Origin of the sequence: Limimaricola cinnabarinus LL-001, from assembly GCF_000466965.1 — a bacterium.
Lineage (GTDB): Bacteria > Pseudomonadota > Alphaproteobacteria > Rhodobacterales > Rhodobacteraceae > Limimaricola > Limimaricola cinnabarinus.
The window spans coordinates 22,036-48,068 of the sequence record NZ_BATB01000022.1 but is presented as its reverse complement, the minus strand read 5'-3'; the positions used below and the strand labels follow the sequence as shown (position 1 = coordinate 48,068).

The following is a 26,033-nucleotide window of genomic DNA, read 5'->3' as shown; positions in this document are numbered from 1 at the left end:
CGGAGATCCTCCGGCGTGAGGTCGCACAGCCGCACCTTCGGCCGCTCGCGTTGAAAGCCGAACTTCGGTGGACGCTCCAGCACGCGATGCGCCAGCCGCCGAAGGTGATGAGGGGCGATGTCGTTGACCGGCACGAACAGCAGCTCGTCGGCCAGATGATGGTTGATGAGCGCCAGCGTGTTGTAGTGCCCGCCCGGCGAATGCGCGATCTTCGTCCAGGCGGTGTAGTCGGCAAGGGCATGGCCGATCGTGTAGAGATCCCCGATGGGGCAGAACCTGACCCCTGACATTCGCTCGGCGGGCCGCGCAGCATGCGCCTTGTCGGCGACGTCCGGGGCCGCAAACCATGCCTCGGCGAGATCCAACGCGGCCTCGAACCGCAAGGCGCCTTGGCCCGCGCCCAATGCAGGACCGAGAGCTCTTTGCTTGTAGAGCTTGTCCCTGGACAGGTAACGCGCCGTCCAGGTGCAGACCCCGGCGTGAGGACGATAGATCCCGAGATGCCGGGAGGTTGCGATCGACCACCAGTAGGGCGTCTCCCGGAACGGCAGTTCCGCGATCGTCCGTGGGGCGGCGAAGGGACATGTCCTTTCATTCACCGCATGTGTCGACGGCACTGGCAGCGTCATGACGCACTCCATGCGGCCGTTAACGGCTGGTTAACAGTTTGCCGTCAAACCGAAGGACATGGGAAGCATCTGTTCATTCGAGCGATGGGTTTGCAAAAGCGCCACCGCCTACACGGAAGGAAGGGCAGTCCGATATGGCCTGTTCGACCCGGAGACACTGGCACGGCTTGCGGCGCTTCCGCGCTTGCGATGGGTTCGGCTGGAGGACTTCGCCCCTCTGGGTGCCTCGTATCAAAGCATCATGGCCCGAGAAGAGAGGGCGGTGGTTGCGATGTCGGCTCAACTACGCCTGCATGGCCGCCGGGTGTTTGATCACGAGCTCACCCTGTCAAACCGGCGATGCGACCTGCTGATCCTGGTTTGCAGCACACTGGCCTCTCCCATCTCGGATCGAGAAAGCCCCCGCGACGTCCGGGGCGATGCCGCTTCGGTATTGCCCGGTGTGATGTTTCACCGAAGCGAAGGAAGAACGTGGGGTCATGGCATCAACCAGACAGGTTCCTCCCGCTCCTTCCCACCCATACCATGCCCCTAAGAATGGCGGCGCAGCTCCTGGATCGATCAGCAACGCAGCGGCCCCGTGTAGAGTGAACATATAGAACTGGACGGCATGACCCACCCCATCGACAAACACGTCGGCACGCGCATCCGCCATGCTCGCTGGATGAGAGGAAAAACGCAGCAGGACCTGGGGGAAGCGGTCAACTGCAAGTTCCAGCAGGTCCAGAAGTATGAGACCGGGGCCAACCGGGTTTCAGCGTCGCGGTTGTGGGACATTGCCAATGCGCTCGGCCTGCCCATCACCTATTTCTTCAAAGGCACGGACCAGCCGGATCCGATGCTATCGACATTCCCGGATCGCGGCTCGGCCGAATTGCTTCGGATCTGGATGTCTCTGCCGGACAGGCAGAAGCAGGCACTTCTAAGCCTTGCGAAAAGCATGGCCGATATGGAGGGGCAGGCTTAGGTGGCACTGGCCGCTCCCCAGTCCTGCGAAACACGAGCTTGGCGCTTGCGCCCTACTCGACCTTGGTGATGTCGCAGACCAGCGCAATGGCCGGGGCCTCGGTGCGGTTGTAGACCCAATGCACCGTCTCCTCGGTCTCGCGGAACGTGCCGAGTGAGGCGGCATCGAAGCTGCGCTCGCCCGATGGCTGGCCCTCGATCCAGCTACCGTCGATCACCGTGACGATGCCCGGGCGATCGGCATGGTCATGCTCGGCGATCTGGCCGCCGGGAGCGATCTCGATGGCGCGCATCCGCAGGCTGTAGCCCGCAAGGCCGATGGTGGCCTCCATGGTATCTCCGGAAAGCTCGGCCAGCAGGTCGACCGTCAGGCCGGCATGCTCGGTTGGGCCTGACATCTGCGCAAATCCGGACCCACCTACAGCAGCTACGAGCCGGTGGAAAGGCCGAGGGCGAATGCCATCCAAGGATGGCGTCGAAGTCGCGACATGGTGGTTTCCTTTCACGATTGGGTGGAATTTCACCTCCGGCGATGACGGTGCTGTCAATGGGTGCAGACTGTGCCGACCAGCAGCATTGCCGGATCGAGGTCGAAGGCGGATTGCAGATCTTCGCCGAACAGGGCCAGCCAAGCGTCCTGTGCATCGTAAGCCAGCCGTTCACGCGCGGCCGGGCAGGCGAAGCGGTGCCCGGCCATGGCCTGCATGTGATGAACCATCTCATGGATGAGGATCGACAGCTCTGCCGGGCTTCGGCCTGTCCAGCCATCGGAGAGGTAGATGGTGGCAGTGGCCTCATCATAGAGCGCGACCACGCGGTCGGGAGCGATGCGTGCTCCGTCGCCATAGCGCATCGCGATCAATTCCGGGCCGGGCAAGGTGACGAGGCGCGGATTATGGACTGCGAGCGGCAGGTCGAAATTGGCCCCAAGCCACAGCGCGAGGGTGTCGAGAAGCGGCGGTGCGTCGCGCATCCGGCCCTCCTGCTCAAAGGCGGGCAACGGCGCCGCGGTCATGGTCGAGAGGCATAAGGCAAGCGTCGCGATGTAAGAGGCTGAACGGAGCATGATGACCCTCCCGAGGCCGTGACGGTGTGCCCCAAAGCTTCGATCAGGGACGAGTCGAAGTCCTGAAAACGGCCTGAAGGAAGTCTGAAATCGTGCTAAAATCGGCAGGTCCAGCAGCGGGGCATCGTCGTGGAGGCATGTGAGTCCATCCGGATTGGCAACGTCGTGCTGAACCCCAAGCGGGGCCGGCTTGAGGATGAGACCGGCGCTGAGCGGGTTCTGCGCGCCAAATCCTTTCGCGTGCTCGAACTCCTGCTCGCACGGCGCGGGGAGCTGTTGGCCAAGGACGAGCTTCTGCGCAATGCATGGCCGGACGTCATCGTGTCGGACGACGCTCTGTCACAATGCATCAGCGACATCCGGCGCGCGCTGGGGTCGCGTGGTGCGGCACTGCTGCGCACGGTGCCCCGGCGCAGCTACGTGCTCGAGGAGGAGGCCCTTGCCAGTGTCCTGCCGCGCCGCGCGGCCGCCCGGCACGGTGCGGCGACCGCCTCTGTCGCTGCGGTCTTCGCCGTTATTACGGGTCTGGGATGCTGGCGATGCCTGCCGAACCGGATGTCCTTCCCGTGACGCCGAGCCGGGCCATGGCAGCTGAGGCACTGCTGAGTGGCCATGACTGGCAAAAACGAGAAGCCAATGAGGAGGCGCGCGCGCTGCTTGAGGCGGCAGTCGCGGACGATCCCGGCGACTCTGTGGCCTGGGCCGATCTCGGCCTGACCTACTGGCTCGAGGTTCGACATCTTGCCTGGGGCGGGGGGCGGCGCGAGATGGCGCAGGTGATCGAGGCGGTCGAGCGCGCCGTGGCCCTCGGGGGCACGGCCAGCGCGCACCGGCTTCTGGCCGAGATGCGGCTGCTGTCGCCTTTTCCCGAGATGCGCTCGCCTGTCGATGCACTGGCCAATGCCCGGGCAGCGGTCACGATCGCGCCCGACGAAGCCGACAACCTCGCCGTGCTGGCGCATGTGCTGGCACTGACCGGTCGTGGCGCCGATGCCATGCACCATATCGAGCGGGCCATGCGCCTCGATCCGACCCCGCCCGACTGGTATCGGCAGGTGGCCGGGCTGAGCTATCTCGTTTCGCAGGAGCCAGCCCGCGCGGCGGAAGCCTTTGGTCCGCTCCATGGCGCGGGCACCTTCGCCGGCACGCGCTGGTGGCCCGGCTGGCTGCTGGCGTCGAGCCTCGCGCAGGCAGGCCGCATCGACGAGGCGGCTGCGATCATCCATGCGGCCGAGGGGCGCCGCCCGGAGCGTAGCATCTCCGCGGTGGCGCAATCGCTTGACGGCTGGTCCGATCGCGACAGCCGAGAGCGGTTCCTCGACGGGCTGCGATTGGCCGGGCTGCCTGACTGACCCGCTCTAATCGATGTAGCCCCGCGCGGTGGCAGAGCCTGGGCCTTCGGCATGCTCCAGATAGCTCTCCCAGGCCGCGGCAAGAAGCGGATCGCGGGCGGACTCCTCGGCGATCACTTCCGCCCAGGCCCGCCGCAGTGCTGCAAGGATCTCCTCCGGCCAGTCATGGATCTCGATCCCCTGGCGCGGAACCGATCCAAGGCTGTTTCCTGCCGTTCCCGTGCCATTGCAAGCGACCAGGACAGCGTCGCCCCGCAGGCCGCCTCGATCGCGGATCGGTGGACATCTGACAGCGTCGCCCAGCTGCGCTTAATCATCAGCAACTCAAGGGAGGTGGCCGGCTGCTGCCAACCGGGCAGGTAGAGATGCCCGGCTGCCTCGTGCAGGCCGAGATCGGCGTCGATCGACGGCAACGAGAACTCTGCCGCCGTGATCAGCCCGGTTTCCAGTGCCGGGCGGATGTCGGCTGCTGGCAACTCGTAGGGCACCACGCCGAGCGCCCTGAGCGTCAGCGCGCCGTAGCCGAAGGCGCGCATGGCCAGCCCATCGAGATCGGCGATGGTCTCGATCGGCGCGCGGAACCAGCCGCCGCCCTCGGCCGGCAGCACGCCGCAATAGTGGCTCTTGAGACCGTGGCGTGCATAGATGGCCTCCAGCGCCTCGGCCCCGCCGCCCTCGAGCATCCAGGCGGTGAAGCCCTCGGCATCCGGTCCGAAGGGAAAGCCGCTGAAGATCGCGAGTGCCGGGTCCTCGCGATGATGGTGGCCGGCCGACCCCCAGACCGCATCGATCAATCCAGTCTCGAGCGCGCCGAAGCTGTCCTGATCAAGAACCATCCGGTCCTGCACCTCGATGACGAAGCTGCCGACTGTCAGGCGCTCCACCTGCGCCGCGAAGTAGGACCCGGCTTCGCCAAAAAGCTTTGGGTAGAGCAGGCTGTTCATGTGCCACCGCAGGACATCCGCCTCGACCGACGCGGGGGATGATGCCAAGCTGAGCGCGGTGATTACCGGGCCCAGTTTGCAGATCGAAAGGGAGCGGTATGACATGTCGAGCTCCTTCACATGGAGCCGTTGGCTCTGCCTATCATGTGCACTTTTCAGTTGCCGATAAAACCCGAAGGCTTTGTACAGCCCTCGTGCTTCGTAGACGGCTTTTCCCTTTGACGAGCAGCAGCGAGTTCGCGACAGGCGCGAGCGGGACAGGGTCGCGCAGATCACCGAGCGAGGCTATCAGCTTAGGGAAGTTGCGAATGGCCGCTCATCGCTTGGATCAACCAGGTGAGTGGGCTGCCTTCGACCCCGTCGCCACGTCGATGAGACCGGATCGACGAGTGACACATTCGACAAAGACAGACAGGACGTGACGTTTTGAGACGGCGGGACGTAGCGTCCGAGGACCACCGCCACATTCCAGCCATCCAGATTTATCATTCGACCTGAGTAACACTCACATTGGAGGCAGACAGAATGTCCATACTGAGCAAGAAGCACCTTGGCCTGACCCTCGCCGCCACCCTGATCGCGGGCGCAGTTGGCGAGTTCGGCTTTGCCCGCCATGCCCGCGCGGTAACCGTCGAGCCGTACGAGTTGTTCAAAACCGTCGAGATGGAGATCGGCGGGGTCGTCTACGACGTGCAGATCCGGAAGGACCCGCCGACGATCTCGGCAGCCGGTTCCGCCTACTTCTTTTAGGAGGTCAGTAGGTAGGCAGTCGTCGCATTGACAAAAATTGCCATGGCACCCATCTTGAGAGTATGGCCACCATGAACATCTCATTGCCTGACGACATGCGTTCCGCAGTGGACGCCCAGACGGTCGCGCGCGGCTACGGCACTTCAAGTGAATATGTGCGCGACCTGATCCGCCGCGATCTGGACCGGCAGGCGCTGCGCGCTCTGCTCGATGAGGGACGTGCAAGCGCGCAAGGGGAGCCCATCACCGAGAAGACTTTCGAGGCCCTGAAGCGGCGGGCAGCTCTGGCGGCCGGCAAGACAGCTTGATGGACGACGCCAAGCCGGTCGTGCCCCGACTGGCAGCCAGCCAGGATATCGAAGCAGCTGTCGAATACCTCGCTCGTGAGGCGAGTTTCGAGGTAGCCATGCGCTTCATTGATGCCCTCGAGGCGGCATGCCTGCATATTTCAACGCACCCCGGGTCTGGGTCGCCGCGGTTCGGCTGGGACCTTGGCCGGCCTGGTTTGAGGGTGTGGCCAGTGAAGGGCTTCGGCTACTTGGCATTCTATTGCGAGGAAGAAAACTTCGTGGATCTCTGGCGCGTGCTGCACAACGCGCGCGACATTCCAGTCTCGCTGCGCGACGACCTTCCGAAATGACGATGTTATTGCTCCAAGGGCATCCGTTACGCGACTTGTCGAGTGCTATCCTGCAAGTCGCCCAAAGAGGAGCCGACGTATACGAAAAAAAATCGCTATATGTCGCTACACTTGGTGCGACCGCGCTCAGGTCCATCTGTGCAAAGCGCTTAGTCGTCTGCGGCGCCGGTATGTCGCGGTATTCTCCAATACATACCGGTATCCCTCCCTGCATACCAAGCCACGCATAGACCGCATATGACCGACCACACGAACGATCTGATCTTTCTCGATTTCGAGGCCTCGTCCCTCACCGCCGACAGCTGGCCGGTCGAAATCGGCTTGTCATGGCTCGCAGACGACGGGGCGATCGAGAGCCATGCGCGGCTGATCCGACGACACCCCACCTGGTCGATGGACGCATGGTCTGAGGACAGCGCAGCGGTGCACGCGATTCCATATGCGACGCTCGAGAAGGGGCTCGATGCCCCGGAAGCGGTCGAGTGGTATCAGGCAATGACACGCGGACGACGGATCTGCTCGGATGCGCCCAAGTACGATACCATGTGGCTCCGCCGGCTGCTCGAAACGTCGCTCGATCCGAACACGGTGGACCACGAGCTGGCGAGGGTCAGAGACATCCGGGTCATTCTGGAGCCAATGCTACCGCCACGGGCGCTGGATGCATTTTACGAGCGTCTGGCGCGGCTACGGACACCGCATAGGGCAGGGCCTGACAGTGCCCGCTACGCCTCGGCGCTGCGGGCAGCTTTCTTGGCCAGGTGATGCGCATCGCCGACGTCATCGACGTTCATTTCAGGAAGAGGTCGTACTGTGCAGATGACAACGAGCTTGGTGCCAAGATGAGAGAGGTGTCGGAGATGACGCGCGCGGAGCTCGAGCGAGAGTTGCGGCTGCTGCGCCGCTTCATCCGGCGTCGATTGGGCCATGCCAAGATTTCACGGGTTCTTGCGGGTGATCTCGAGACGACCGCGCTGACCTCTGAGGAGAGGGCTATCTGGTCGAAGAGGTTTCTGGCGCAAATGTCCGAACCCGGACCGGAGGAAGAGGCGTACTATGACGAACTACGCGAGAGTGGCAAAGTCGTCGGTCTTGATCCGCCGGGCGAGCCCGACATGGAGGCGTGAGCAGAGGCTCGGACGAAGGGAGGCTATCAAGTGAAGGCACCATTAGCCCAAGCGTCAGCCTGCCCAAGGACTCCATCAATATCACCAACTGCCAGTAACTCGTGAAGTCGGCGGTCAGTGCCGTCGTGAGCCGCGCTTATGAGTAGCCGGTAGACTGTCAGGGGTGATCCATCCAATCTTGCGACTACCTGATCAATACCAGGCAATAGCGTACCGTCTGGCCTCCTCTGCCAGGCAGGATAGCGGGTCTCTCCGAGCAGAGTGAGGGCGAGCACACGATCGTGCTGCCGGAGATCATCGACTGCGTCGGCCGAGACGCCGAGCCGCTGTGCCAGCTGCTCAGCGGTGAGCATCTCCGGGTCAGCCAGACGCTCGGCCATCCAAACACGGCCTCGTGCTCGGGCGCGATCGAGAGCTTCGGAAAGCTTGGGTTGCGTTGTCATCGCATCCTTCCTTGTTCAGGACTATGCACCGAAACCTATTTGGTACAAAGCGTAGAAACCTGAGCTGCTTTTTGCACACCGTTAGCCCTTTGAAACAGAAAATTAGCTTGACCTAATGTAAGGCACTGTATTGCGAGATGGGTTGCTATAAAGCGGTCTTGAGTCTCAGAGCGCCCTGCTTCAAATCATACATCTTGCCCCCACAATGGGAATGTAAGCGCCCCATTTTAAGGACAGACAGGGGAGCTACTCCTTACCTTCATTGACCACGTAAGTGCGCGCGGTTGGAGAGCACACTTTCGACGAATTCCCTCGAGAACATATCGCCCCTACGAATGACGTAATGCGCAGCATCTCTCGGTGGAATCAGCCAAGCTTCATCGAATCCGATGAATAGCAGGTTTTGAAATATAGCGTGGAATGTTTCTGGAGAATACTTTCCCCAGTCCGGATCGGTTAAATTTTTACCCGTTATCGTAAGGTCCAATTCGAAGGGTGAGCTTCCACCCTTGGCAACAACCACGCAATTTCTCAATCCCTCTTCGGCCCAGTCCTGGGGGATCCATCCCGTCAACCTCAGCCTGAAGACCTCCTTCCAACCCGGCTTTATGCATCGAATATCAATCCACGCGTACCCTGCGTCATCCATCAAATCACTCCCATTTTGGGAGTAGACGCATAGTGCATCTACAGAGGCCTGTCCACACCCGAGTTGCGCATGGCAGGCACTTTACACTCTCGAGAATACAAGGCGCTCATCGCCACGTTGGTGCGAGCAAGACAGGACAGTGGGCTGTCACAAGCTCAACTGGCAGAGAAAATATCACGGCCGCCATCATTTGTAGCAAAGGTCGAACTTTGCGAGCGACGGTTGGATGTACTGGAATTCTGTGTTTGGGCCTCAATCATATCCAATAATCCACTTTCGTTGCTGGAGGAGCACATCCGTCAGGGCCCCTCAAAGATGCCAAAGTGAGCGCCTATAGCACTGGATCTATTTCTCGACAAATCAATCTGCATTTATATTATGTGTGCACAGGCTATCAACCACATAACTGATTTACGACCCCTCGACGCCCAACTGTAAATTTATCTACGCCGCGGGGATGTATTTAATGCCCCATTGAAATTATGGGCGCTTGCTCGGCAACTCTGATAGGCTGATCTCCAACCATAGACCCCAGCGCCCTATCTCCGGCCTCTATGATTTGCCGATATGTGCTCTAAGCAGGACTTGCCTGGATGAGGATTTTGCAGCGGTCTCGCCGGTGAGTGAGATACCTAAATTACTCACTTTCATATTGTGCGATGCATGAATTTGGATTCAGATCAGGTCCGCGTAGTCGTCGTCACTCCTGTTGGCGAAGATCAGATCCTGCGCGGTTCTGTAACTCACTTCCTTCGACTTCATTGATCGGTACTTCTCCGGGATAGCGTCAGTCTTGTGGAAGGTTGACGCCTTGGCGTATTGCAGACCGAACTCGCCCTCAGAGGCGAAGCTGTCGTAGATTACAGTGCGTGCGATCTGACCGCCGGTGCCTGTAATTGCCGCCCACTGACGGCTGTACCAGCCGTAGGCACACGGGCTGCCGTCGTAGTTCACATAGAGCGGTCGCTGAGCTGCGATCGCCTGGGCCCGAAGATCGCCGAGATAGCGCCGATCCTGATCTTGAAGGATCACAGCGTCGATGAAAGCCCCGTACTCCGGATTGAGCGGTATTCTCAGGGGTTCGGCGACCGTGCCGCATGTCTTTTGGGGGCGATATTCGAAGCGGTAGTTGCCGGTGTCCGCATCCCAGAAGAGACCCTTTCCGAAAACATGGTTCTTATGAACATCCTCGGGGCGCGCCGGCACGGCGGTGCCGAGTGAGATAGCCGTGGCGCGGTTGCGTCGGGCATGGCGCCAATCGACCCTTTCTAAACGCTCGGCCTCCGCGAGGATCTTGCGCGCATCAGCCAGCAGATCGCCTGACGGCTTGATGTTCTCGAGTTTGTAAAACTTGAGAGGTTCCTGGTCCGTCTCGTTCATGGTCAGAGCGTCGAGAGTCTTTTTGAGCGCGATACATGTTGCATGGGACAGGCCGTGTACCTTTGCAAAGCGATGCAGCTCCTCCCAAGTCGATCGAAGATAGGCCCAGCGAGGCTCGCCCTCGTTCGCCTCCTTCTCGGCGGACCGGGCCCGCATGTCATCGTAGAGGGCCTTGCAGGCCGGAACAGAGCCAGATCGACAGGGTGCCCCGCTTGGCTGGCAGACCAGGCAAAGCAGCAAAGCCGGGCCTGCATCCGCTTCAGGACCTCGGGTGAAAAGGCTGCGTGCGTGCGCAGTCGGAGGAGAGTTTCTTGCCAATCCGTCGGCAATTGCTCGAGCGGCACGCTCACAGTGCGATCATAGTCCCGATTCGGTCCTTTCGGATAAGCCTTGAAGTGAGTCTGGCGCTTGACCGCCTCCGTCACGGCGCGAACCTGCTGAAGAAGACCATCGTCAAACCCGAGGCGGCACAGCGAGAGATCAAGACGATGAAGATCCCGCGCCGATTGCTGGCACAGCTCAGCGAAGGCCAGAATATCCGTCTGCACCGGGGGTTCGAGCCCGTTCTCGAAGCAAAAGGCCATGAAGGCATCAAGTGTGGCGAGTTCCTCGTGAGGCATCGTCTCGATGGCGGGTTCGTCGATCAGCCCTTCCATGTAAGGCTCGCGCAAAATGATGTGTCGGGGCTTCATGACTTGCTCCTGTTGGCGTGTTTGATGATGAGGTCCTGACCAGTACGGAAGAGCTTCTCTTGGTCGATCCAGGCATAGTTCTTGGCGCAAACGGCAGGCGTGTTGCCCAACATGTCGGCCGCAATCTGCAAATTCTCGAAGCCGAGCGAGAGTATGATCGACGCCATCCCGTGCCGCCACATGTGAAAGGTCATCGGCAAGCCGGCCTCGGCACTGGCTCTCTGGAACCAGCAGTCGAAGGTTCTCTTGTCCAGCGACTGGCTCTTGGTTTCGACGCTTGGGAACAGGAACTTGCTGGTCTTGGCGTGTGGAAACAGCGGCCGGATTTCCTTCAGGTACCAAGCCATCACGGTGTGGCCGCCGCCCTCCTTTCGCAGGGATGTCGAAGCCTCGTCCTTTTTGCTTTTGGTCTCGTCCTTGAACAGTTTGAAGCGGTAGTCGAACTCGCTGGCATCCGGGACGAAGAAGTTTTGTTTTGCGCCACTCATGCGCAGGCCGAGGGCGTTCATCAGCCGGATCGGCCGGCCGGTATACTCGATTGCAGAGGTCGCGGCAGCGGTGCCGAGTGCGCGGACCTTGCGCATCTCCTTCGGGGTGAGGTCACGCCCCTCCGCTTTGGCCCTGGCGATGATGGCTTTCGCCTTGCCCATGAGGATCATGTGCATGCCCTCGAAGATCCGGGTTTTCTCCGGGTTCTTCAGCAACGCCTCGCACCATATCCGGATGTGGGGTCGCATACCCTCGGCAAGATCTCGACCCTCCTCCATGTACCGGCACTCCTTGATCGCTTTGAAGGTCGCATCGGGGAGCAAGTCGTTGCGGCTCAGCACGACGAGGATGTCCGAGTAATACTGATAGGCGGAGACGTGCGAGATCGTGCCGCGGTTGTCATCGACCTGCTCGGTCTGGCGGATCGTCGCGGCGAGATGCGACAGGTCGAGAAGGCCCTCGATATCATTGACCTGGGTGAGGTCCCGGACAGGATTGGGGTAGCGCCGCGCCAGATCGGCGGGGCACGTGGTCAGTGTGCGGAAGTGATGCCGCATCGCGGCGCGATAACAGGCGATCGTCGCATCCGAGACTTTCTTGTTGTCGTTCTTCATGACTTCGTCGTTTTTGAAGCCAGCCTTGAGGATCAGTCGCTCGATGAGCTCCAGAATGCTGTTCGGCAGATCGTGCGGGCCGCGCAGCGCCGGAATTTCCGGCAGCGACTTTCGCGGCAGAAGCCTCTTGATCCCGGGCAGGGAGCCGTACTTCCCGAGGAACTTGAAGGCGCGCCTGATGGCCTTCCGATCATTCGACGACTGAACCGCCGCCTCGAGCCGTGCCACAGCATCGTCGCTGTCCAGGTCCCAAGGCTGCAACTCGGCGCGGCGGCTGATGTCGGAGAGCGTCGTCACCGGAGAGGCCGACGCACCATGGATGGGGCCGCCATCCTTGGATTGCAGCTTGATCTCATCGAGAAGATCCGACCAGCCGTCTTGCTGCGCGCGCAGCGCTTTCTTTGCGGCAACGGCACCGGTGGCCTTCTTGGCCGCGCGAAGAATGTTTTCGCGCCACTTGATGTAAGCCGTGAGGCTCTGATCGAGATCAGGGCGCGGGTGTTGGCCACGGCGCACCTTGGGGAAGAGCTCTTCAAGCTCGCGAATGCATGTCGAGTCGAGCGATGTGCCGCACAGGTTCGCCAGCAACTTGCTGAAGTACTGCTTGGAGTTCTTATCGCCATAGCGGGCGGCCCAGTCCTTGAGTTCCTGCAACGTGGCGTCCGGTGTCAACACGGGTGGCTCGGTAGGCAAGGTCGGCATGATCGCGGCTTGATCGTACGTCTGGGCAGCTCGCAAGGCTGCGAAACTGATGGTCTTCTTGCGGGGGGCCGTGCCCGCGGCGATGACGGGGTCAGAGGTGTCTTTCATGGGTTATTCTCTATCTTTGTGCTGTCCGGCTATGTCGGTGATGTCCGCTTGTTCCGGTGATTTCGGGCTAATCCTGTCGGCAAGCGGTTTTTTCGTTCATTTGCCGGTCCCGGAAATGAGCAGAGGTTCCGCTTGTGTCCGGCTATTCCGGTGATGTCCGCCTGTTCCTGCTGTTGCCGGCGAAGGCCCTCTGACCGATGGGTTTGGCGGGGGTATTCGCCGCGATCTTGTCGGGAACTGGGGCCTCGAGGACCGTCTCGGCGGGCGGCTTCGATAAAGCCGCCGTGCTAATCTCGAATGCCGATGGCAGGTCGAGTTTGATCTCCTCTTCGACCCACAGTCGAACTTCGAGGGGACGGTAGCGCCTGAGCCGAACGCCCAACTCCAGTGTGGGGAAGGGCAGCGTGGCGCCACGCTTCATGGCTTTGCTCAACGAGTCCGGCTTCTTGTCGAGAGCTTGCGCCATCTCCGCGAAGTCGATCAGAGGCATTCTGAGTGCGAAGGCGAGATCAGTAATGCCAGAGAGGATCGGTGAGCTCGGGTGCTGCTTCTGGAGGGCATCCAGATGGTCGGGTAGGAGACGGCCTTCCGTCTTGTGGATGGTCTGCCAGATCCGCCGCCACGGATATGTACCGAGCTCCCGGCGGAGGGGGACCCTCTTCAGGACCTCGCTGATGGTCTTGTCGTCCACGGCCAGATGCCGAGCCAGAACGCGGCGCGTGAGGGGATCCCCACTCAGCAGCAGCTTTGCATCGTTCTGAATTTCGGCCTCTTCGCGGGCCGCTTTGTCTTCCAGCGTCATGTCGTATCTCCTGTCTGAGCAAGAGGTGTTGCTTTCGTCCGGAGCTCGGAAACGGATCTGACGGAAAAGTAGGCTCAGTCGGAAAAAAATGTTCATTAGCCGGACACACTGGCGTGGATCAGGCGGACATCACGGGAAGAGACAGAAGCGCGGACAGGGCCACGCTTCCCCTTGGCAGGCATCAGCTCTGCGTATTGCCGCGCAAGAGCAGAAGATGAGCGAAGCACGCGGCCAAAGTCAGGACTCGGACGACACGGCGGCAGGTGAGGCGGGGCTTTCGAACGGTTGGGTTGGTTGTGAAGAGGAATTCCGACCGTTCCGATTTTTCCTATTCGAGTCTGATTGTTGCGGATCATTCGATGAGAAACAGACGCTCAGTCGAGCCGATCTTCGAGGCTGAGGTTGCGCGGCGCCCAAGAGATGGCAACCTTGGGCCCAAACACGATCGCAGCGCCGATCTGCATACAACTCGTCGCAGATTCTATGACGCTGCCAAGTGCCACGCCTTGTTACTGACGACACGCAACAGGATCCTGCGGATCATGCACGGAAAGTGATGAAGCTTCTATCAGGAGCAGTCGTCCCCTACGATATGGGCGCTGAGCCGACATTCGCCGCAGGTCGGGCGAAGGTCGGCTCTGCGGACCTCGCCGCCGTTCGCTGCATTTGCTCGATCGCCGCTGCGTCTGCGAAGGCCTTGGTCAAGAAGGGCGGGAAGCTGCCATTCGCCGCAATCCGGACCGAGGTCCGCTCGGCGGACTTTCGCTGCGCTATGCAGGAAGGTCCGGTTAACCCGAGCATACGTGGTGAAACTGTCCCACCCTCAGATCGCTGCTTTTTCCAAGAATTAGACACGTACCTGCACGCGCTCACGAATTCGGTTGTAAATCCTGATTTCTGGTCGATGCTCAAGTTCCACGACGACGGCGAACCGCTGATCGAGAACTTGGTCCACCGCCCAATGGGACAGGCACCGCACGACGAGGTAGTAGACCTCTCCATACTCCCCCGTATCACGCTTGAAAGTGACAGAGGCCGTCTGAAGAGTGTTATTCGCCCGCTCATCCGACCCGGGTTGGAGCTTGCACTTAAACTTTGACGGCACGGCTGGCGCTGCCCCCTCCAACATCTTGTCCCGATCGCGGAAGTGTTCAAAGAGCTCAGCCTCGTCGATGCCTCGCAGGAGTCGGAAATCCATTTTGGTGCCGAGATAGTCATTCCGCGTGCGGCGGACGGGCGGGTCGAAGGCAAGGGAGACCCGGATCGTACGATCCCCACCCGCTCGGAACTCGGGTGGGATAGGCAGGCGGTAGACTGCGAATTGATCCATCTCCAAGGCGTCCTCAGCGTAAAGGACGACACGATGGTCATCAGAATAGGCGGCTCGGATGGGATCAACGACCCCATTACCTCCGATCCTGACGCGCTCGGCGGTCGTCATTGCCCCCAACCGTCGTTCTAAGGCATCGGGCGAGCGCGCTGCGCCCACGAGAAGTGCTCGTAAGAGATTGGCAGACGCATTGGGCATACGACGTAGCAAACGCGCGGCCTTGTGGACCAACAGCGGCGCGGCGAAGGATGTGCCCCCGGCGGCAGTGAGGAACTGCTCCGTGTAACGATGATGCAGCGTAATCACCCCCGCTGCGGGCAGATGTGGCGCGCCAGTCAAGCTGATCGAAGGCACGTCGAAGACCGCTGTCCCGCCAAGGTCGACGACGTCGGGCTTCCGTACACCGCCGGCCCCAGGTCCGACCCGTGTGAAAGGCGAGGGCTCGCCCCATTCCTGCGTGATTGGCCGCACATTTGCATCCTGAACATGCCGGGCGTCGAGACCGGTTCCTCCCGCCACCGCACCGACCGTCATGACGTTCGCCGCGCCCGCCGGCTCGGCCAACCGGTTTTCAGGTTCGAGCAGGTAGGTGGGGTATACGGTTACCAGTTCCTCGGACGTAGCTGCCATGAAGGGTCTTGGCCGCCCTCGATTGCCGGCGGAGACGACAATTAGTACGTCGAGCTCGCGAGCAAGCGCGTCGAGGGTCGCGGCCCAAGGACCGACTCTACCTTGTGGAAGGTTGGCGTTCGTATCGCCAAGGGACATTACGAACAGCCTACAGCCTGTGTCCGCGTGGAGCGTACGGATTGCCGTATCCATTACATGGGGCACGGTGCGTCGATCCGAGAACCGGCCATTGTCGCCCACGACCTTGGCAACGGCCAGCCGTCCGACCGGTTTCAGGGCATTCGCCGTGATCGCGTCACGCAGATCACCAAAGAGCGCCGTTCCTGCGACGGAAGTGCCGTGTCCCCAAACATCGGCAGCGTCAACGATGCCCTCGCCGAGGTGACGAGCGACGACGAGCCCGTTCAGGAGGGGATGATCATTTACGCCGCTGTCGAGGACGCCGATGACCGGCGCATCCTCCGCCAGTTCAAGGACGGGCGGGATCCCGCCCGCGTTCAGGGCCACCATTGGCTGGGCTGCGAGATCCGGCTCCGGGGGTAGATCAATGATCGCGATCTCGGGCACCCCGAGGAGGGGCCGGAGGCCACGCCCCAACGCCTCCACACGCATCACGGTGATGGAGGGCCCAATATAGGTGTCGTAAACGGCCCCACCTTGGGCGATCAGGAACTGTTCGATCTCCGCCACCTTAGCTTCGCGCCGGGGCCGGGTGCTAAACTCCCAGAGTTCGATGTCGAGGACGTACCGAACATCGTCTTGAAGATCCTCGGCTTCGGTGAAGCCCTCGCCTTTGATCTTCGGTCCGAGCCGATCCCGCGGCGCGAGTCCGCGGATCCCGTCAATCCGACCCACAAGGCCGGCGTAGTTAGGGTTCTTCTGATCTGGGTTGATGGGGGGAGCATCGAACTTACTGAGGCGGTCCACAAATTCGGTCAAGTCGCCCGTCGAGGAGAAGAGCAGGACAGAGCGATCCGCATCGCTGGAGACGACCGAGAGGCCGAGCCTCTCCCACTCGCTCTCAGCGATATGCCCATCCACTTGGACGCGGAGGAGTAGGGATGGATCAATGAAGGCGGCTGGCTTTGCGGCTTGCTGCTCCGCCACCGCAGCTTGGGTCTCCGCCTGGAGGGCGCCGCCGTGACCGCCGCCTCGTCTGGGTGGGGGGCCGCCGCCGCCGGTTTTGCGCCTCCCGATCGGCACACGAGCACGTATCAGCTGCAGGTGGTCGAGCTGGGCCATCCCGACTTCCTATACTGAAGTGGCTTCCGCGCCACTTTTGTACGTCCTCGCACGCCGGCGCTCCGAATTGCGCAGGGCCGAGCGCAGATGGCCGTCGGTCATACCCGTGTTGCCATCAAGGATCGACAGCTTGATCGCTTGTTGGGTGATCCGGGCCAGTTCCGCATAAGAGCTTCCCGTCAGGCGCTCGACATAGGTCGTCGGATCAATTGAGGTCGCCACGTTGCGGAAGGCGTGGCGCAGATAGGCTTCGATCATCCGCGCGTCGGGTAGGTCGAACCAGACCACCTCGTCGAATCTCCGCCAAATCGCTGGATCCAGCTGCCCCGCGAGGTTCGTTGCCGCAATCAGAAATCCGCCGGGCTCGATCTGCTCAATGAACATCAGGAGACTGTTGACCACACGGCGCAACTCACCGGTCTCGGTCGTCTCCTCCCGCGATCGCGCCAGCGCGTCGAACTCGTCGAAGAAGAGGACGCAAGGCTGGCGCCGGGCGAACTCGAAGGTCTTGCGGATGTTGGTGGCCGTTTCACCGAGATATGACGACACGAGGCTGTCGAGGCGCACGTGGAAGAAGGGCAGTCCCAGCTCGCCGGCGAACACCTCGGCGCACATGGTTTTCCCTGCCCCCGGCGGGCCACAGAAGAGCAGTTTAGAGCGCACGTCGAGACCATGGCGGCGTAGGCGGTCCGCCTGCCGGAATTCGCGGATGATGCCGGCGAAGAGTTCGGTGTTCTCCTGCGACAGGTGAAGCTCAGCTGGCGTACGCTTCGGCTCGACCCGCTGGATAAAATCGCGGGCTTCGTCCGGGAAGGGTAGGAGCTTAGTTTCGGGAGCCGTTCGGGTCGCACCTTCACCGAGGCGATCGAGAGACGTACGCAGAGAGCCTGCAAGCACGCGATTGCCTTTGCGTTCCTCCTCGCCAATGATCTGCTCGACCACGGTGCGGAACTTATCATCCCGACCGTAGCTCGTTATGAGCTTCTTCATCAGTTCGCCGCGCGCCATCTCGCCTCACTTGTTCTTTTCACCCTACATGTTCGGTGAGGGCCTTTCCAACGACAATTGAAGCCCTTGCGTCCCCGCAGCGAGATCATGTGATTGAAATGCTGCCCCAACGGCACTTCAGGTCGTCACAGTCAAATCTCATCAATCGATACAGTCCGAATGGGCCCTGCCGAAACGGATCCTGTCGTCACGCGCCCCCCCGCAGCACCGCCGAGCGAAACTGATTGACCGTTACAATATCATTTGCACGGGCATTTCAAATGCTGCGGCGGCAGGGTCTCGATCCCAATGGAACATGCGGCTGAACACGTAGCCCGTGTCGTCAAAGCCGCCGTTCGCACACTTTACAGCATTCGGCAAGCTGGGCACGATGCTGCCATTCGCCGCACGGACCACCAAGGTCAGCTGTGGGCCGTTCATGCCAGATCAGCTCATGTTGCAGCTGCGAAGACTTCCGCCCCTCACGCGGGCAGTTCGGGCTCGGAGCGGCCATTGGGGCGGCGCCGTCTTGGCCTGGTCTGCAACACATCCGATAAGGGGCTTGGTCGGGGTATGACGCATTCCGCGCGGTGGGAGTTGGATCGCGTCCCTGGATGGTTCTGGTGGCATGTGCGGCGAGCTTTGCGGCGCCTGCATTGACCAGAAGACCAGACTAACCTTGTCTAAGAAACTCTAACGACCAAAGTTAGACTTTCTCGTGTATATATTATTATATTCAACAACAATAATGTTAAAATATTCTTGTATCAGTGTGCAGAGTCCGGTGGCCTGCCCCAATCGGGTAGTCCGGTTTCAGTCTTAGTGCATGACGGGTTTCGGTGCCACTCTTGGTGCGTTGGGCGGGGGTGATCCACCTTCGTTTGAAGGCCATTGAACGGCCTCTGGCGCGGGTGGACGATAGCCCAGAGACGAGTGCGGCCGCGCGGTCTTATAATGGACCCGCCATGCCTCGATCACCACATGTGCCTCGGCGAGCGAGTGGAATATCTCGCCGTCCAGTAGCTCGTCGCGCAGCTTCGAATTGAAGCTTTCGCAGTAGCCGTTCTCCCATGGGCTACTGGGCTCGATGAAAGCCGTTTTCGCACCGACGGCATCGATCCAGTCCCGGACGGCTTTGGCAATAAACTCCGGGCCATTATCTGACCGAACATAGCTTGGCACCCCCCGCAGAATGAAGAGATCGGTCAAGACGTCGACCACGGCGGTCGAGTTAAGCTTCCGGTTGATACGGATCGCCAGGCATTCCCGGGTGAACTCGTCGACGACGTTGAGCATGCGAAACTTCCTCCCATCATGGGTCCGGCTCTCGACAAAGTCGTAGGACCAGACATGGTTTGGCCGCTCTGGTCGCAGACGGATGCACGACCCGTCGCCCAGCCAAAGCCGACCTTTCTTCGGTTGCTTCTGCGGGACCTTCAGCCCCTCCCGCCGCCAGATCCGCTCGACGCGCTTCACGTTCACTGCCCATCCAGCCTCCCGGAGGAGCGCGGTGATACGACGGTAGCCATAGCGGCCAAACCGACCGGCGAGCGCGATGATGTCCGCAGTCAGCGCATCGTCATCGGCTCGTCCGCGCGGCGTCTTCCGCTGGGTCGAGCGGTGCTGCCCGAGCACGTGGCAGGCAAACCGCTCCGAGACACGGAGCTTTTGACGGACGTGGTCGACGCAGGCACGGCGGCAGGCGGGGCTCAGAAGTTTCCCGAGGCCGCCTCCTTCAGGATCAGCTTCTCGAGCGTCAGGTCGGAGACGGCTTTGCGCAGCCGCTCGTTCTCCTTCTCGAGCTCCTTCAAGCGCTTCACCTGATTGGTCTTCAATCCACCGAACTCCTTGCGCCACCGGTAATACGTGAACTGCGTCACGCCGATGGTGCGCACAGCTTCGGACACCGTCCGGCCTTGAGACACCAGGACGTCGACCTGCCGGAGCTTCACGACGATCTCTTCCGGCTTGTGCTTCTTCTGGGGCATTCCTGCATCCTCCATCTGGCTCGAAAGCCTACTTCAGGGAGGGCCACTTTTCAGGGGGCAGGCCAGTGGGAGCGAAGAGGACCGGCCCTGCATCGGACGGGTCAAATGGGGGAGTAGCGTGCGCCGGGATCTCTGGATGTATGTCGTCCAGCTCGATGCAGAGATTCCAGTCACAGACTTGGGCAGCCCCTTGATTTGCGGCCATAGGGCGTACAGTTCGTCGGTCGAGGGATCTTCGGGCAAAGAGAGCATGCCTGAGACGCTGACAATATGCCAAAGCTGCGGCAACCCCGCCACGCCTGCGAGCGGAGACTCTGCGTAGAGCTTAGATAGCGTCGGTGGGAGGGCAACACGTCGCCGTCCGAGCCGATCGTACTCGGGAGCCGCGCCGACCCTCTCCGGCGGCAGCAAGCCGCTCTCGACGATTTCGTGTATATCGAAGAGCTCATCGAAGGCCACAACGGCCGCACGAAGCGTCTGGCGCAGGCTTGTGCTCAGGTCGGCGGCCGGGACGCGAAGTTTCTCTCGTTGCTGCCTGCGCAACTCCTGCTCTGGACTTGCGATGCCCTTTTCCGCATCGAGGTCCCATACCCAGTCAGCCCGGATATCGCAGGGCGCCAGCCCGGCATCGCGAGCAGGCGTCATCAATGCCCACAGGCGGCGCTCAAGTTCTTCGCCTCCGACGTTCCGGATCTGCACACGCAGGGCTTCCCAAGGATCTTCGACGTACCCGAAGAGGGTCAGGAGCCGCGAGACTTCTCTGCGAGCCGTAATGTATGTCCGGGCTCCGGGAAGCTTGCTCTGTATCTCAGGTGCGAGATCCTGAAAATCCTTCGGAAACCAGTCCGCGAAGGCCGGGATCAGGATCTGCTCGAGCCCACCGCAGGCATGGTCAAGGAGGCTCAGGTTATTGAGAACCTGTTGCCAGTTGAGGACCAGCGGGTCGCCCGCGTCTTCAGCGCGCTGGCCGTGGGTGAGGATGTCATGAAGCGTTATCATACAGCCAATATTGGTCTCTCGCTTTAAACGCGGAAACGCAGAATCGGGTAGGTCTCGATTCACACGGAGAGGATCGGTCGATGTCATTGCTCGAACCACAGTTTATGAACGGCCTCCCGTTTCGACCTGACACTTAGCAATAGCCATAGAAGCTTAGGCATATGCCTAATCCGTACTCACGCCTGCCTACGAGATCATCACCAAGCGTGGCTGCAGGAGCCGCTGGGCCTTTGCCGAAAAGCTTCGGGTCAAGCGCTGGCGCGAGGGTCCTTCCCGGGGCAGGGACGTCCTTCGGAACCCAGCCGCGGTGGGCCGGCCGACGGGCGGCCCATCCTCGACAGATGATCGCGGCATCCTGGCCGGGCCGGGCTTCGGCGGCAGGCAGGTCCCCGGCATATAGCCGCAGGCATTCGGCCTCGATCGCCTCGGGATCGGCGCCGGCGGCCACGAGGGCCGAAAGCGGCACCAGCGCGGCCGGGTCAGGCAGCGGTAGGTGCCGCAGCTCATAGGCCGAGACGGCGGTGGAGCCGCTCAGGCAGCGGAAGGCCTCGCTTGCTGCTACGCTGTTGAACACCGCGCAGAGCACTTCGAGCGGCACGGCGGGGCACGGCCCGACCGGCGCGAGGATGTTGAGGTGGTTCTCGATCGCCACGGCACCATGGGATTGCAGCAGGTCCACCTCCAGCACCGCCGCGACGAGCCGGCGCGGCTGCTCGAGCGCGGTGGTCCGCTGTAGCAGCAGGCAGGGCCGCGTCACCAGTTTCATCTCCTGCCCAGTGGCCCGGTACCACGCGCTCCGCCCACGCTTGGCGCGCGGCCAATCGAGGCCCTGCGCCGAGACGGCCTCGGGCCACAGCATCGGGACAGCGCCCGCGGTCCCCGCGCAGTCCTCCCGCGACCGGTCGCTGCCATCGACCGGCCCCGTGCGCACCTCGTAGCCCCAGTCGGCCAGCCGGGCGGGCATGGTGCCCATCGCCCGCGCAATCGCGTGCTGCGACCCCCGCCGCGGCAGCAGCCACGGCGCCCCGGCGGCCGCGGGCAGCAGGTGAAGGCCGAGCGGCTCCACCACGACGTCGTCGGAGCCCACATGCAGCGCCCGCATCTCGACGTGGCCCTGCCCACCCTCGCCAGCGCCGTCCGCACGACGGCAGGTGGTCACCACCGTTTCCTGCTGGACACCCTCGAAAACCCCCTTTCGCGCGGTGATGGTCTCGATCGACAGCGGTGCCGCCTCGGTCGCCAGGTAGCGGCGCAGGGCCGCGAAGTACTCACCTCCGAGAAACCCCGTGGGCGTGAGCAGGACAAGCGCGCCGCCGGGGCGGGTTAACTCGACCGCCCGCTGGCAGAACAGGGCGTAGAGGTTGGCGCGGCCATTGATGCTCTGCGCAAACCGGGCGCGGGTGGCGGCGTCGAGGCGCAGCTGGCCATAGGGCGGGTTGGCGAGCACGAGGTCGTAGCAGCCGTCCTCGGCACTGGCGGCAAGGCCACAGCCGGCGTGGGCGACGCGCGGCGCCGGCCGCCCGGTCTGACGGCACCAGGGGGCGAGACGCATGTCGACACCGACCTGCGCGATCCAGGCCGCCACCGGGTCGAGATCGATCCCGCGCAGACGCCGGCCGATCTCGTCGAGCACATGTCCGGCCGGCTGGTCCGCAAGGCGCGCCAGCATGCGCTCGAGGGTCGGAAGCAGGAGCGCCCCGGCGCCGCAGGCGGGATCGATGACCCGGGCCCGGTGCCAGTCGATGCCGGCCTCGCCCGCGCGCTCGGTCATCAGCGCGGCCAGAGTGGGGGGCGTGTAGTAGACGCCGTGCGCCTTGCGTTGCGGGCGCGGCAGCAGCGATGTGTAAAGGGCACCGAGCGTCGAGGTGGCCTGTGCGACCGTGCCCAGCCCTGCCAGCCGACCGACCGCCCGGGCCAGGTCCTGCGCTTTCTCAGGGGCGTATGCCGGATCCGGTATGCCCCGATCGTCGACGCTTGCAGGAAACGCCCGCAGCGGCAGGTCGGGGGCCTGCGCGGCCCAGGCGGTGCGAGCCGCGAGATGGACCATGCTTCGTGCCAGATCGAGCGCCACGGCCTCGGGCAGGTCGGCGGTGAGCCATGCGGCCTCGCGCAGCAGGGGCGGCACCTCGGCGACAAGAATGGGGTCGAGAAGCGAAGTCACATCCGGGACAAGGCCGGCCGAGGTGTCGATCGAGAGGGTCGTGTGAAGGGTCATTGGGAGGTCCTGTGAGCTGATAAGGATCAGATCGGACCGTTTGAATCGCCGCGGAAATCGATGCGGTGATTTATTTTGCCAAGGCAGCGAAAGTCCCTTGCGCGCCGGGCCGCACCGTCGGCCTCGGGCGGGGTTCGTGACCTGTCCTCTCCCTATGGCAACCCATCGCACCAGCTCGCCATTGCCACGTCCGCTCTCCAGCGCCGAGACGGAATGGCAGCGGAGGTCCTTAAGAGGGCTCCGGCAGCCCCGTCCGGAGGACCCGGCACCGCGCGGACTTTTGCGTCCGATGTCCGGGTTTCTGCGTCCGTTGCACGAGTTTCTGCGTCCTTGGCCCGGTTTTCTGCGTCCCTGCGTCGGGTTTCTGCGTCCAATATCCTCGCAAGTCACTGCCGGGAAGAGGATATTTCGCCCCCTGAATAAGAAGAACAAGAAGAACAAAAAGAAATGGAAGGAAGCGCTCGCCAGCGCCGCCTTCGGCCGCGCCGACGGCCTGACAGTGAGATTGTTTTTGGGGATTGGCACTGAAGGGTAGCGTGGGCTCCGGCGAGCGGCCGCAGCAGCATGCAAGGGTCCGTGCCTAAGAGAGACGTGACCCGCGGTGTCGCGGCGGGCATCGCAGATTGCACGCTGCCAAGACCATGGCACACGGTACTCCAGGGCTTCCGCAAGCTACGTCGATGGCCCGCTTTCAGCGAGGCGCAACCAGCGAAAGAAATCCGTTTCCGCGTAGAACCGACCAGCACTAATTCCTGATTAGGCCCAGACGCGGGCGCCATCGCCGTCCGGACCGGATCGCGGGATTAAACAGACAAGGACATTCAAGTGACCTAATCCACCCCGACAGTACCCTGCGAGCTAACCATCGTCGAGATTATCGAGTTGATAGGCAGGCTCTGCCGCGTTGCTGCCACCGCTGCAAAGAACCTGATAGCGATCGAGCAACTTCTCGCGGCCTGCCAGCGCCGCCTCAATTCGAAACTATACATAATTATCATTATACGCATGAATCGCGTGTAGCGGCGCGCGCTACTTCCAACTGCGACTCTTGTTTGAAAACAATGCCCTATCAAACAGGAGTTTTCCAGTATGGGACGTGTTTACGCGCAGCTGACGCTCGAGGAGCGCCGCAAGATCGAGCGTTGGCGTCATGCCAGAGTGTCCGTGAACGAGATGGCGCGGGTGCTGCGCCGCCACCGCTCGACCATCTTCCGCGAGCTCCGACGCAACCATTTCCAGGACCCCTGCATGCCCAAGGTCGTGGGCTACTTTGCGATGGCCGCTCAGCTGAGAACCAGCGATCGCCGCGCCCGCCAGCGCAAGCTGATCCGGCATCCGCAGCTGTGCGATCAGGTCGTCGAGCGGATCAAGGATGGTTGGACGCCGGAGCAGATCGCCGGTCGAATGCGCATGGAGCACGCGCCGCTGCGGGTCTGCCAGGAAACGATCTATCGCTACATCTACGCCAAGGAAGGCCTGTGCGAAGAGCTCTGGTGGTATCTGCCGACCCATCGCAGGGCCCGCCGCCCGAGACGCGCCCGCAAGCGCCGTGCGCCGAAATTCCATCGCGATGTCAGCATCCTGTTTCGACCCGAAGCCGTGGCGCAGCGCTCTCAGTTCGGTCATTGGGAAGCTGACTTGATGCTGTTTCGGCAGCGGTTCGGCTCCGCCAGCGTGACTTCTCTCGTCGAACGCGTCAGTCGCTTCACCGTGCTGCTGAAGAACGCCGACAAGCGGACCCGGCCCGTCATGGACAAGGTCATCGCGGCCATCCGTGCGCTGCCCCAGCCAGCGCGCAGATCGATCACCTTCGACCGCGGCACCGAGTTCGTCTCATGGCCGCATCTCCAGGCTGAGATCGGCACGCGCACGTGGTTCTGTGACCCCTCCGCGCCCTGGCAGAAGGGCACGGTCGAGAACACCAACCGTCGTGCCCGCCGCTGGCTGCCCCGGGAACGCGACATCGGCAAACTCTCGGACCGCGACATCCGCGAGATCTGCGACCGGCTGAACGCCACGCCGCGCAAATGCCTCGGATGGAAGACCCCCGCGGAGGTGTTCCGGGCCAAGATGCTGGAGACGAGGACGTGAGCGCCCTACCCTGAACCCATCGCGGAGTCGCGGTCCAAGTATCGCTCACCGTCGAAAATGTAGCATCTGCTTGAAAGTCAGTCCCCAGATGCTCTTAGCATACTTCGGTCCCGACTTCACCCTTTCCGGCCTTTTCGCGCGCTGTCGTCCTATCGATTGCGACGGTGAGGTCATCTTTCTTGCACAGGGTCACGGTCGCTTCGAGCCGCTGTCATGAGTTATCCACAGGGTGCTGAGTGTTAGTATGTGTTAAATAGTGTGTTAAGGCTCACAGAATGATCCGTAAGTTACTGTATTATCAGTACAAAATATAAGTTCCGGTCACAGATACCCCGAACATTTGTCACTGTTTCCCAGACATCGGTCACAGAAACCCCGAACTCATGTTTCGGTCACAGAAACCCCGAACATGTGGTCATGGGTCATAGATTCCCCGAATCCTTGACTTCGGTCACAGATTCCCCGAACTGTAGGGCATGGTCACAGAAACCCCGAATCTTTCTCCTGAACGCTACCCCGAAAAGGATCTGTTCATCTGCGACGTGGGTGATGCGGTTCTCAAGGACTTCATGCAAGAGATGGAGCATCCGTTCTACTCCCTCTCGAAGAAACCAGATACCAGTGTCCGAAGGTATGAGCATAATGGATTGTGGATCGAAATAACGCCCTCCGTGAAGGGCTTGGCAACGATCTACGATAAAGACATCCTTATCTATGCAATCAGCCAGATAATGTCAGAGTTGAATGCTGGTAACAAAGTAGGTAAGCGAGTCCGGATTAACTCCCGAGATTTTTTACGCTTTACGAACCGCGGCACTGGGGGGAAAGACTATACTGCTCTAATACAGAGCCTCGAAAGGCTTCGGGGTACAATGATTACAACAAATATTCGCACAGGCGATGAGGAGCAAATAGATACTTTTGGACTTATCGAAAGCTCGTCTGTTCGTCGAAAATTCGGTCTTGATGGTAGATTACTATGGGTCGAGCTAACGCTTTCAGACTGGGTCTTTAATGCTATTCAGAAGCACGAAGTTCTAACTCTGCACCGTGATTACTTTCGTCTCAAGAAACCACTCGAGCGCAGAATCTATGAGCTTGCGAGAAAGCATTGCGGTGCTCAAAAAGAGTGGCGATGTAATGATGAGCTGCTCTTAAAAAAAGTCAGGGTCTCGGTCGCCGTTGAAGCAGTTTAGAT

24 protein-coding genes and 1 pseudogene are annotated in these 26,033 nt (G+C 61.4%); 11 read left to right on the top strand and 14 right to left on the bottom strand.

Going from position 1 to position 26,033, the window contains the following annotated elements; genetic code table 11:
- The coding region (locus MBELCI_RS21590; protein WP_235047609.1) for a hypothetical protein at positions 1-365 on the bottom strand (365 nt) is incomplete at its 3' end.
- An 874-nt stretch (positions 366-1,239) separates the two neighbouring features.
- Between MBELCI_RS21590 and MBELCI_RS09505 the strand changes: the two genes are divergently transcribed.
- On the top strand, positions 1,240-1,596 hold the full coding sequence (locus tag MBELCI_RS09505) for a helix-turn-helix domain-containing protein (protein ID WP_021693975.1): 357 nt from the start codon (positions 1,240-1,242) through the stop codon (positions 1,594-1,596).
- A 52-nt stretch (positions 1,597-1,648) separates the two neighbouring features.
- On the opposite strand, the gene MBELCI_RS09500 is transcribed toward MBELCI_RS09505, so the two are convergent.
- On the bottom strand, positions 1,649-1,993 hold the full coding sequence (locus MBELCI_RS09500) for a hypothetical protein (protein ID WP_021693974.1): 345 nt from the start codon (positions 1,991-1,993) through the stop codon (positions 1,649-1,651).
- Between the two features lie 146 nt (positions 1,994-2,139).
- Positions 2,140-2,661, bottom strand: coding sequence for a DUF6647 family protein (locus MBELCI_RS09495; RefSeq protein ID WP_235047608.1), 522 nt, complete (start codon positions 2,659-2,661; stop codon positions 2,140-2,142).
- 165 nt (positions 2,662-2,826) lie between these two features.
- On the opposite strand from MBELCI_RS09495, the gene MBELCI_RS09490 reads away from it, so the two are divergent.
- Both MBELCI_RS09490 and MBELCI_RS09485 read left to right on the top strand, forming a co-directional pair.
- Positions 2,827-3,231, top strand: a complete 405-nt coding sequence (locus MBELCI_RS09490; RefSeq protein ID WP_021693972.1) for a winged helix-turn-helix domain-containing protein — start codon at positions 2,827-2,829, stop codon at positions 3,229-3,231.
- Positions 3,201-4,013, top strand: coding sequence for a tetratricopeptide repeat protein (locus MBELCI_RS09485; RefSeq protein ID WP_235047607.1), 813 nt, complete (start codon positions 3,201-3,203; stop codon positions 4,011-4,013). The genes MBELCI_RS09490 and MBELCI_RS09485 overlap by 31 nt, the downstream gene beginning before the upstream one ends.
- Positions 4,014-4,126: 113 nt before the next feature.
- Here the strand turns inward: MBELCI_RS09485 and MBELCI_RS09480 are convergent, their stop codons facing one another.
- Positions 4,127-5,062 carry a type 2 periplasmic-binding domain-containing protein gene (locus MBELCI_RS09480; protein WP_021693970.1) on the bottom strand — a complete coding sequence of 312 codons (936 nt, stop codon included), beginning with the start codon at positions 5,060-5,062 and terminating at the stop codon, positions 4,127-4,129.
- A gap of 420 nt (positions 5,063-5,482) precedes the next feature.
- Between MBELCI_RS09480 and MBELCI_RS09475 the strand changes: the two genes are divergently transcribed.
- From MBELCI_RS09475 to MBELCI_RS20730, 6 genes are all read left to right on the top strand, one after another.
- Positions 5,483-5,707 carry a hypothetical protein gene (locus tag MBELCI_RS09475; protein ID WP_021693969.1) on the top strand — a complete coding sequence of 75 codons (225 nt, stop codon included), beginning with the start codon at positions 5,483-5,485 and terminating at the stop codon, positions 5,705-5,707.
- A 71-nt stretch (positions 5,708-5,778) separates the two neighbouring features.
- Positions 5,779-6,015, top strand: a complete 237-nt coding sequence (locus tag MBELCI_RS09470) for a ribbon-helix-helix domain-containing protein (RefSeq protein WP_200861262.1) — start codon at positions 5,779-5,781, stop codon at positions 6,013-6,015.
- A complete protein-coding gene (locus MBELCI_RS09465; protein ID WP_045319952.1) occupies positions 6,015-6,347 on the top strand; it encodes a type II toxin-antitoxin system RelE/ParE family toxin in 333 nt (110 codons plus the stop codon). Before MBELCI_RS09470 ends, MBELCI_RS09465 begins: the two co-directional genes overlap by 1 nt.
- 237 nt (positions 6,348-6,584) lie before the next feature.
- The gene (locus MBELCI_RS09460; protein WP_021693966.1) at positions 6,585-7,112 is read left to right on the top strand and encodes a hypothetical protein; all 528 of its coding nucleotides are present in this window, start codon (positions 6,585-6,587) and stop codon (positions 7,110-7,112) included.
- Positions 7,112-7,474: a hypothetical protein gene (locus MBELCI_RS19300; protein WP_052512712.1), complete on the top strand. Its 363-nt coding sequence runs from the start codon at positions 7,112-7,114 to the stop codon at positions 7,472-7,474. The genes MBELCI_RS09460 and MBELCI_RS19300 overlap by 1 nt, the downstream gene beginning before the upstream one ends.
- A gap of 281 nt (positions 7,475-7,755) precedes the next feature.
- Positions 7,756-7,980 (top strand): hypothetical protein, encoded by a 225-nt coding sequence (locus tag MBELCI_RS20730; protein ID WP_131505528.1) that lies wholly within the window; start codon positions 7,756-7,758, stop codon positions 7,978-7,980.
- A gap of 196 nt (positions 7,981-8,176) precedes the next feature.
- Here MBELCI_RS20730 and MBELCI_RS20725 read toward each other — a convergent pair whose 3' ends face one another.
- From MBELCI_RS20725 to MBELCI_RS09395, 10 genes and pseudogenes are all read right to left on the bottom strand, one after another.
- Entirely contained in the window at positions 8,177-8,566 is a 390-nt protein-coding gene (locus tag MBELCI_RS20725) for a hypothetical protein (RefSeq protein ID WP_131505527.1), read from the bottom strand.
- A gap of 675 nt (positions 8,567-9,241) precedes the next feature.
- The gene (locus MBELCI_RS09445) at positions 9,242-9,946 is read right to left on the bottom strand and encodes a hypothetical protein (RefSeq protein ID WP_045319951.1); all 705 of its coding nucleotides are present in this window, start codon (positions 9,944-9,946) and stop codon (positions 9,242-9,244) included.
- A 2-nt stretch (positions 9,947-9,948) separates the two neighbouring features.
- Positions 9,949-10,638 carry a hypothetical protein gene (locus tag MBELCI_RS09440; protein ID WP_045319950.1) on the bottom strand — a complete coding sequence of 230 codons (690 nt, stop codon included), beginning with the start codon at positions 10,636-10,638 and terminating at the stop codon, positions 9,949-9,951.
- On the bottom strand, positions 10,635-12,551 hold the full coding sequence (locus MBELCI_RS09435) for a site-specific integrase (RefSeq protein WP_021693962.1): 1,917 nt from the start codon (positions 12,549-12,551) through the stop codon (positions 10,635-10,637). The genes MBELCI_RS09440 and MBELCI_RS09435 overlap by 4 nt, the downstream gene beginning before the upstream one ends.
- A 142-nt stretch (positions 12,552-12,693) precedes the next feature.
- Complete coding sequence (locus tag MBELCI_RS09430) at positions 12,694-13,353, bottom strand: hypothetical protein (protein ID WP_045319949.1); 660 nt, start codon at positions 13,351-13,353, stop codon at positions 12,694-12,696.
- 847 nt (positions 13,354-14,200) lie between these two features.
- Positions 14,201-16,555 carry a S8 family peptidase gene (locus MBELCI_RS09425; protein ID WP_021693959.1) on the bottom strand — a complete coding sequence of 785 codons (2,355 nt, stop codon included), beginning with the start codon at positions 16,553-16,555 and terminating at the stop codon, positions 14,201-14,203.
- Positions 16,556-16,564: 9 nt separating this feature from the next.
- A complete protein-coding gene (locus tag MBELCI_RS09420) occupies positions 16,565-17,563 on the bottom strand; it encodes an AAA family ATPase (RefSeq protein ID WP_021693958.1) in 999 nt (332 codons plus the stop codon).
- A 798-nt stretch (positions 17,564-18,361) separates the two neighbouring features.
- A pseudogene (locus tag MBELCI_RS09410) lies at positions 18,362-19,530 on the bottom strand (IS3 family transposase).
- 33 nt (positions 19,531-19,563) lie between these two features.
- Positions 19,564-20,529 (bottom strand): hypothetical protein, encoded by a 966-nt coding sequence (locus MBELCI_RS09400; RefSeq protein ID WP_045319947.1) that lies wholly within the window; start codon positions 20,527-20,529, stop codon positions 19,564-19,566.
- A 133-nt stretch (positions 20,530-20,662) separates the two neighbouring features.
- On the bottom strand, positions 20,663-22,744 hold the full coding sequence (locus MBELCI_RS09395; protein ID WP_021693955.1) for an Eco57I restriction-modification methylase domain-containing protein: 2,082 nt from the start codon (positions 22,742-22,744) through the stop codon (positions 20,663-20,665).
- A 1,089-nt stretch (positions 22,745-23,833) separates the two neighbouring features.
- Between MBELCI_RS09395 and MBELCI_RS09390 the strand changes: the two genes are divergently transcribed.
- Both MBELCI_RS09390 and MBELCI_RS09385 read left to right on the top strand, forming a co-directional pair.
- Positions 23,834-24,835, top strand: a complete 1,002-nt coding sequence (locus tag MBELCI_RS09390) for an IS30 family transposase (RefSeq protein WP_021693954.1) — start codon at positions 23,834-23,836, stop codon at positions 24,833-24,835.
- Between the two features lie 476 nt (positions 24,836-25,311).
- Positions 25,312-26,031 carry a replication initiator protein A gene (locus MBELCI_RS09385; protein ID WP_235047606.1) on the top strand — a complete coding sequence of 240 codons (720 nt, stop codon included), beginning with the start codon at positions 25,312-25,314 and terminating at the stop codon, positions 26,029-26,031.
- Positions 26,032-26,033 lie beyond the last annotated feature (2 nt).

What these genes read in the sequence shown, in the direction of transcription:
- MBELCI_RS09425 (WP_021693959.1), bottom strand. Translation starts at nt 16,555, where the DNA reads ATGGCCCAGCTCGACCACCTGCAGCTGATACGTGCTCGTGTGCCGATC.
- MBELCI_RS09420 (WP_021693958.1), bottom strand. Translation starts at nt 17,563, where the DNA reads ATGGCGCGCGGCGAACTGATGAAGAAGCTCATAACGAGCTACGGTCGG.
- MBELCI_RS20725 (WP_131505527.1), bottom strand. Translation starts at nt 8,566, where the DNA reads ATGGATGACGCAGGGTACGCGTGGATTGATATTCGATGCATAAAGCCG.
- MBELCI_RS09430 (WP_045319949.1), bottom strand. Translation starts at nt 13,353, where the DNA reads ATGACGCTGGAAGACAAAGCGGCCCGCGAAGAGGCCGAAATTCAGAAC.
- MBELCI_RS09460 (WP_021693966.1), top strand. Translation starts at nt 6,585, where the DNA reads ATGACCGACCACACGAACGATCTGATCTTTCTCGATTTCGAGGCCTCG.
- MBELCI_RS09400 (WP_045319947.1), bottom strand. Translation starts at nt 20,529, where the DNA reads ATGATAACGCTTCATGACATCCTCACCCACGGCCAGCGCGCTGAAGAC.
- MBELCI_RS09440 (WP_045319950.1), bottom strand. Translation starts at nt 10,638, where the DNA reads ATGAAGCCCCGACACATCATTTTGCGCGAGCCTTACATGGAAGGGCTG.
- MBELCI_RS09435 (WP_021693962.1), bottom strand. Translation starts at nt 12,551, where the DNA reads ATGAAAGACACCTCTGACCCCGTCATCGCCGCGGGCACGGCCCCCCGC.
- MBELCI_RS09500 (WP_021693974.1), bottom strand. Translation starts at nt 1,993, where the DNA reads ATGTCAGGCCCAACCGAGCATGCCGGCCTGACGGTCGACCTGCTGGCC.
- MBELCI_RS09465 (WP_045319952.1), top strand. Translation starts at nt 6,015, where the DNA reads ATGGACGACGCCAAGCCGGTCGTGCCCCGACTGGCAGCCAGCCAGGAT.
- MBELCI_RS09385 (WP_235047606.1), top strand. Translation starts at nt 25,312, where the DNA reads ATGGTCACAGAAACCCCGAATCTTTCTCCTGAACGCTACCCCGAAAAG.
- MBELCI_RS09485 (WP_235047607.1), top strand. Translation starts at nt 3,201, where the DNA reads ATGCCTGCCGAACCGGATGTCCTTCCCGTGACGCCGAGCCGGGCCATG.
- MBELCI_RS09390 (WP_021693954.1), top strand. Translation starts at nt 23,834, where the DNA reads ATGGGACGTGTTTACGCGCAGCTGACGCTCGAGGAGCGCCGCAAGATC.
- MBELCI_RS09470 (WP_200861262.1), top strand. Translation starts at nt 5,779, where the DNA reads ATGAACATCTCATTGCCTGACGACATGCGTTCCGCAGTGGACGCCCAG.
- MBELCI_RS09480 (WP_021693970.1), bottom strand. Translation starts at nt 5,062, where the DNA reads ATGTCATACCGCTCCCTTTCGATCTGCAAACTGGGCCCGGTAATCACC.
- MBELCI_RS09395 (WP_021693955.1), bottom strand. Translation starts at nt 22,744, where the DNA reads ATGACCCTTCACACGACCCTCTCGATCGACACCTCGGCCGGCCTTGTC.
- MBELCI_RS09445 (WP_045319951.1), bottom strand. Translation starts at nt 9,946, where the DNA reads ATGAACGAGACGGACCAGGAACCTCTCAAGTTTTACAAACTCGAGAAC.
- MBELCI_RS19300 (WP_052512712.1), top strand. Translation starts at nt 7,112, where the DNA reads ATGCGCATCGCCGACGTCATCGACGTTCATTTCAGGAAGAGGTCGTAC.
- MBELCI_RS09495 (WP_235047608.1), bottom strand. Translation starts at nt 2,661, where the DNA reads ATGCTCCGTTCAGCCTCTTACATCGCGACGCTTGCCTTATGCCTCTCG.
- MBELCI_RS09505 (WP_021693975.1), top strand. Translation starts at nt 1,240, where the DNA reads ATGACCCACCCCATCGACAAACACGTCGGCACGCGCATCCGCCATGCT.
- MBELCI_RS09475 (WP_021693969.1), top strand. Translation starts at nt 5,483, where the DNA reads ATGTCCATACTGAGCAAGAAGCACCTTGGCCTGACCCTCGCCGCCACC.